This is a genomic window from Candidatus Methylomirabilota bacterium, from assembly GCA_035764725.1.
GTDB lineage: Bacteria > Methylomirabilota > Methylomirabilia > Rokubacteriales > CSP1-6 > DASRWT01.
In genome coordinates this window covers 66,288-72,727 of record DASTYT010000112.1, presented here as the reverse complement: position 1 = coordinate 72,727, position 6,440 = coordinate 66,288, and the positions used below count along the sequence as shown (strand labels likewise).

Sequence of the window (6,440 nt, the reverse complement as noted above, 5' to 3'; positions counted from 1 at the left end):
GGCTTGCCCTACATCGACCGGGTCGAGGCGGTGGTGGACGAGGACAACGCCTCGCGCATGGCCGCCTTCCTCGGCGGCAAGTACGACCTCGGCTGGCAGAACCCGGGGACCATCGATCGCGTCGACTGGGTGCAGATCAAGGACGTGCTCAAGCAGCGCCGCCCCGGCCTCAAGGTGCTGGAATCGGCGTCCAACGTGATGAACGACATCTACATGCGTACCGACAAGGCGCCCTTCAATGACATCCGGGTGCGCCGCGCGATGTCCATGGCGATCAATCGCCAAGCCTACATCGACTCGACATTCGAGGGAGTGGGCTCCTACAACCCGCCGGTGCCTGCCGCGCTCAAGGACTGGGCGATCCCCTTCGATCAGCTCGGGGAGGGCGGCCAGTGGTACAAGCACAATCCCGCCGCGGCCAGGAAGCTCCTCGCCGAGGCAGGACACCCCAACGGCTTCGCGGCCACGCTCGACTTCACCACCTACGGCTCGACGGTGCTCGTTGACCAGATGCAGCTCATCCTGAAGGACCTCAAGGCCGTGGGGATCGATGCCAAGCTCAACCAGAAGGAATACGGCGCGTACATTTCCACCACCTTCTTCGGGAAGTACGACTCCATGGCCTTCGGGCCGCAGACGCCGTTCCTCGACCCCGACAACTTCCTTTACGGGCAGTACTATCCGGGCGAGACCAAGAATCACGGCATCATCAACGATCCCGTGGTCGCGGACATGCTGGTGCGGCAGCGCCGCACGGTGGACGTCGCCAAGCGCCGCGAGGTGATCTACGACATCCAGAAGTACCTCGCCAAGCAGCAGTACTACGTGCAGATGCCCTCGGCCGTGTACCTCTTCGTCTGGGACGGCGCCCTCAAGAACTTCGGGCCCAATCTCGGCTACGATCAGGGCGGCCGGCTCACCGCCGCCTGGCTCGACCGATAATAAGAATGCCAAGCCACCCTACAAAAACGCGAAGCGACCTTACAGAAGTCGTCGCGTGCGACGACCGTAGATCAAGTAGCCCCCGAGCGAAGCGAGGGCGCATCGCATGATCATCGCCCGTAGAGAGCTGTTTAAGCTGGGCGCCGCCGCCGCCGCGGTCGGTGCCGGCGGCCACCTCCTGGACCTGACACGCCCCGCGGCGGCCCAGACGCCGAAGCGGGGCGGCACGTTCCGGCTGCGGTCGCACGTGCAGCCGGTGCACTTCGATCCGCACGCCACGCTGGCCTTCTCGACGATGATCCCGCTGTCCTACGCCTACAGCCGCCTGGTGAAGGTGAAGGCCGGGTCGTCGGTCTTACCGGGCACCCAGCCGGTCGAGGCCGATCTCGCGGAGTCGTGGGAGCGGCAGGGCGACACGGCGTACGTGTTCAAGCTCAAGAAGGGGGTGCGGTTCCATCCGAAGCCCCCGGTAAATGGGCGCGAGCTCACCGCCGAGGACGTCAAGTTCACCTACGAGCGCTTCCTTGCTTCCACGAATCCCAACCGCGGCACGCTGGAAGCCATCGACAAGATCGAGGCGGTGGACAAGTACACGGTGAAGTTCACGCTCAAAGAGCCGTTCGCGTGGTTCGTGGACGCCCTCGCCTCTACATCCACCTGGATCGTGGCCAAGGAGTCGGTGGAAAAGCTCGGCGACCTCAAGAAGCCGGAGTCCGTCGTCGGCACCGGGCCGTGGATGCTCGAGCGCTACGATCCGGGCGCCCGTCTGACGTTCGTGCGGAACCCCAACTACTTCGCCTCCGGCCTCCCCTACGTGGACAATGTCGAGATCACCATCGACACGGATCCCGCCTCCGGCTTCGCCGCTTTCCTCGCGGGCAAGTACGACTTCGGGCCCGAGTACGGGATGGTGGTGCGTCGAAGCGATCTGGACGTGGCCAAGCAGCGCAAGCCGAATCTCCAGACCCGCGACTACACCGTCGTCTTCGGCGGCATCACGTGGGTCAAGCTCGACCAGGAGCCGTTCAAGGACATCCGCGTCCGCCGCGCGCTCGCCATGGCGTCGAGCTGGCGGGAGATCCTCGAGACGAGCGCGTGGGCGCTCGGCCATGGCCTGCCCAACACCGCGGTCCCCGCGGCGCTCAAGGACTGGGCGCTGCCCATCGACCAGCTTCCCGCCGACGGCCGCCGGCTTTACGAGCAGGACACGCCCGGCGCGAAGCGCCTTCTCGCCGAAGCCGGGTTCCCCAGCGGTATCAAGTTCCCGCTCGAGACCACGCCCGGCTACGGCCCGGACTACGTCGATGGCGTCCAGATCGAGCTCAAGAACTGGAAGGCCGCCGGCATCGACGCCGAGCTCAAGATGAAGGAGTACGGCGCCTACATCTCCAGCACCATCTTCGGGAAGTTCGAGAAGGTCGCCTCGGGGCTCTTCGGCGCGTGGACCGATCCGGACAGCTACCTCTGCCGCTACTACCTGCCCGGGCAGCCGCTGAACGCGGCCGGGGTCAACGATCCCAAGCTCACCGACATGATCAAGCTCCAGCGGCGCACGTTCGACGTCGCCAAGCGCAAGGGACTGATCTACGACATCCAGCGCTACGTCGCCCAGCAGGCCTACCTCCTCTTCGGTCCGTCGGTGGGCGCGGTGGCGGCGTGGGAACCCTACGTGAAGAACTTCGGGCCCAACATCGGTCATGACTACGGCGGCCGCCTCATGGCCGCCTGGCTCGACAAATAACCCGCGAAACGAGGGCCCACAGCATGATGACTATCACGCGTAGAGAGCTCATGAAGCTTGGCGCCGCCGCCGCCGCGGTGACCGCAGGTGGCCTTGCCCTGCCCGCCCAAGCGCAGACGCCGAAGCGGGGCGGGACGTTCCGCCTTCGCTCCCACGTGGCGCCGGTGCACTTTGACCCGCATCTGACCATCGCCTTCGCGACCATGATCCCGCTCTCCCTCGCCTACAGCCGCCTCGTGAAGGTCAAGGCAGGGTCAGCAGTGGTGCCGGGCACCCAGCCCATCGAGGGCGACCTCGCCGAGTCCTGGGAGCGGCAGGGCGACACCGTGTATGTCTTCAAGCTCCGCAAGGGTGTGCGCTGGCACCCCAAGCCGCCGGTCAACGGGCGGGAGCTGACCGCCGAGGACGTCCGATACACCTACGATCGCTTCCTCAACATCAAGGGCAATCCCAACCGGTTCGTCCTCGAAATGGTCGACAAGGTAGAGGCGCTGGACAAGCACACGGTGAAGTTCACCCTGCGAGAAGCCAATGCCTGGTTCCTCGACAGGCTCGCGTCCACGTCCACCTGGATCGTCGCCAAGGAGTGCGTGGACCAGTTCGGCGATCTCAAGTCGCCCGACTCGGTGGTGGGCAGCGGCCCCTGGATGCTGCAGCGCTATGAGCCCAACGTGCGCCTCAGCTTCGTCCGGAACCCCAACTACTACATCCCCGGCCTCCCCTACGTGGACAACGTCGACATCGCGCTGTCCCAGGATCCCGCCGCGGCCTTCGCGGGCTTCCTGTCGGGCGCGTTCGACTTCGGCCCCGAGTACGGGATGGTGATCCGCCGCAGCGATCTCGAGATCGCCAAGGCGCGGGTCAAGAACCTCGGCACCCGCGACTACATCGTGGTGTTCGGGGGGTTCACCGCCATGAAGCTCGACCAGGACCCGTTCAAGGACGTGCGCGTCCGGCGCGCGGTGGCCATGTCGGACAACTGGCGGGAGATGCTCGAGACCAATGCCTGGTCGCTCGGCAAGGGCGCGCCCAACCCCCTGATCCCCGCGGCCTTCCGCGACTGGACCATTCCCATCGACCAGCTCCCGTCCGAAGGGCGGCGGCTCTACGAGAGCACGGCCGAGGACGCCAAGCGGCTCCTCGCCGAGGCCGGCCATCCCAACGGCATCAAGGTGCCGCTGGAGACCACGCCGGGCTACGGCCCGGACTGGATGGACGCGGTGCAGGTCGCGCTCAAGAACTGGAAGGCGGCCGGCATCGACGTGGACTTGAAGCTCAAGGAGTACGGGGCCTTCGTGTCCAGCAGCCTACTGGGGAAGTTCGACAAGATGATGCTCACCCTTCGCGGCGGCACCACCGATCCCGACTCCTACTTCACCCTGATGCTGCCCGGGGAGCCGTTGAACTCGTCCGGCGTGAACGACCCCAAGCTGACCGACATGATCAAGCAGCAGCGGCGGACCTTCGACGAGAAGAAGCGCCGCGAGCTCGTGTTCGACATCCAGCGCTACGCCTCGCAGCAGGTGTACTACGGGTTCGGCGCCTCGGTGAGCGCGGTGGCGGCGTGGATGCCCTATGTGAAGAACTTCGGCCCCAACATCGGCCATGACTACGGCGGCCGCCTCATGGCCGCCTGGCTCGATAAATAAGGGGGCGCCACTCCAAAGATGCGAAGCCACCTTACAGAGGTCGTCGCGTGCGACGACCGCAGATCACATCATTCGCGAGCGGAGCGAACGGGGGTCGCTCTCACCACCAGGCGTTGGATCGCATGAAAAAGTACGTCTTCCGCCGCCTCCTCGTCGCCATTCCGTCGCTGCTGATCGCGTCGCTGATCGTGTTCACGCTGCCCCGGCTGCTGCCCGGCGACGTGGTGCAGCTGATGCTCGAGGAGAAAGCCTACGGGAAGGACCTGGACGAGCTCCGCGCCAAGCTCGGGCTCGACCGGCCCATCTACATCCAGTACTGGGAGTGGCTGGGCAAGGTGGGCCGCGGGGACCTCGGTGAGAGTCTCTGGACCCGCCGCCCGGTGGTGGAGGAGCTCTTGCGCCGCCTCCCCGTGAGCCTCGAGCTGGGGCTGCTCGCGCTCTTCTTCTCGATCCTGGTCGCCCTGCCCATCGGCGTGCTCGCCGCGGTGCGGCAGGATACGCTGTCGGACTACGTCGCGCGGAGCCTCGCCATCCTCGGCCTCTCCGTGCCCGGGTTCTGGATCGCCACCCTCGTCGTCCTCCTCCCCGCGATCTGGTGGGGATGGAGCCCGCCCATCCAGTTCACCGAGTTCTCCAAGGACAAGTGGGCGCACCTCTCGCAGTTCCTGCTCCCCGCCTTCATCCTCGGCATCGCCTCCGCCGCCGCCATCATGCGCCTCACCCGCGCCATGCTGCTCGAGGTGCTGCGCCAGGACTATGTCCGCACGGCGTGGGCCAAGGGCCTCCGCGAGGGCATCGTCGTCGTGAAGCACAGCCTCAAGAACGCCATCATCCCCGTCGTCACCGTCATGGGCATCCAGATCGCGCAGATCCTCGGTGGCACGGTGATCTTCGAGCAGATCTTCGGCCTGCCCGGCATGGGTCGCTTCCTCTTCGACGCCATCAATCAGCGTGACTACCCGGTGATCCAGGGCGTGAACCTGATCATCGTGTCGGTGGTCGTGATGATGAACCTCCTCGTGGACGCCATGTACGCGATCCTCGACCCCCGCATCCGGTACTAGCCATGGCCGATCACGTCGGCGCCCTCGACGCGCCCCGCGCCATCGCCACCCCGGCAGCGCGGCCGAACCCCCTGCGCCTGGCCTGGCTCTTCTGCCGCCGGAAGCCGCTGGGCGCCTTCGGGGGCCTTCTCGTCCTCCTCATGATCGTGATGGCGGTGTTCGCCAACTGGATCGCGCCCTACAGCTACGACGAGACCATCCGCGGCGCGCGCATGAAGGCGCCGGGCAGCCAGTTCTGGATGGGCACCGACAACCTCGGGCGCGACATCTTCAGCCGGGTCGTCTACGGGGCGCGGGTGTCGGTGAGCGTCGGCTTCGGCGCCGTGCTCCTCGCCAACTTCCTCGCCACCGTCATCGGGATCACCAGCGGCTACTTCGGGGGCAAGTACGACATCTGCGTGCAGCGCGTGGTGGACGCCTGGCAATCGTTCCCGTTCCTCGTGGTCATCCTGTCGATCATGGCGGTGCTGGGTCCGGGTCTCTTGAACGTGATCCTCGCCCTCGGCGTGCTGGGCGCCTCCGCGGGATCCCGCGTCATCCGGGGCGCCACCATCGGCGTCATCCAGAACCAGTACATCGAGGCCGCGCGCGCGGTGGGAGCCGGCCATCTGCGCATCATGATGCGCTACGTCTTCCCCAACGTGGCCGCGACCATCATCATTCTCGCCACCATCGGCCTCGGCGCGGCCATCCTCGCCGAATCGGCGCTCTCCTTCCTGGGCTTCGGGGTGCCGCCACCCTACCCGGCGTGGGGCGCGATGCTCTCCGGCTCCGGCCGTTCCTACATGTACACCGCGCCCTGGATGGCGATCTGGCCCGGCGCGGCGATCTCCCTTGCCGTGTTCGGGTTCAACATGCTGGGCGACGCCCTTCGCGACCTCCTCGACCCGCGCCTCCGCGGCTCCGGCGGCGGCCGCCTCCGCTAGACGTGCTCGGCGCCCGGGCGCGAGTTCGCCGAGCGCGACTCCAAGGGATGCGGTAGCCTCCTTACCGAGGTCGTCGCTCGCGACGACCGTAGATCAAAATATCAAGAAATCGGCGCAC

Annotated in this window: 5 protein-coding genes; all 5 read left to right on the top strand. The window is 66.4% G+C overall.

Going from position 1 to position 6,440, the window contains the following annotated elements:
* A partial coding sequence (locus tag VFX14_18290; GenBank protein HEU5191640.1) for an ABC transporter substrate-binding protein occupies nt 1–942 on the top strand: 942 nt, incomplete at its 5' end.
* A gap of 106 nt (nt 943–1,048) precedes the next feature.
* Nucleotides 1,049–2,683, top strand: coding sequence for an ABC transporter substrate-binding protein (locus VFX14_18285; protein ID HEU5191639.1), 1,635 nt, complete (start codon nt 1,049–1,051; stop codon nt 2,681–2,683).
* A 23-nt stretch (nt 2,684–2,706) separates the two neighbouring features.
* Nucleotides 2,707–4,332 (top strand): ABC transporter substrate-binding protein, encoded by a 1,626-nt coding sequence (locus tag VFX14_18280; protein HEU5191638.1) that lies wholly within the window; start codon nt 2,707–2,709, stop codon nt 4,330–4,332.
* Nucleotides 4,333–4,454: 122 nt separating this feature from the next.
* A complete protein-coding gene (locus tag VFX14_18275) occupies nt 4,455–5,396 on the top strand; it encodes an ABC transporter permease (protein HEU5191637.1) in 942 nt (313 codons plus the stop codon).
* 2 nt (nt 5,397–5,398) lie between these two features.
* Nucleotides 5,399–6,322: an ABC transporter permease gene (locus VFX14_18270; GenBank protein HEU5191636.1), complete on the top strand. Its 924-nt coding sequence runs from the start codon at nt 5,399–5,401 to the stop codon at nt 6,320–6,322.
* Nucleotides 6,323–6,440: the final 118 nt, after the last annotated feature.

Bases quoted from the DNA above. Each gene is read 5' to 3' on its own strand.
- VFX14_18285 (HEU5191639.1), top strand. From the start codon at position 1,049: ATGATCATCGCCCGTAGAGAGCTGTTTAAGCTGGGCGCCGCCGCCGCC.
- VFX14_18280 (HEU5191638.1), top strand. From the start codon at position 2,707: ATGATGACTATCACGCGTAGAGAGCTCATGAAGCTTGGCGCCGCCGCC.
- VFX14_18275 (HEU5191637.1), top strand. From the start codon at position 4,455: ATGAAAAAGTACGTCTTCCGCCGCCTCCTCGTCGCCATTCCGTCGCTG.
- VFX14_18270 (HEU5191636.1), top strand. From the start codon at position 5,399: ATGGCCGATCACGTCGGCGCCCTCGACGCGCCCCGCGCCATCGCCACC.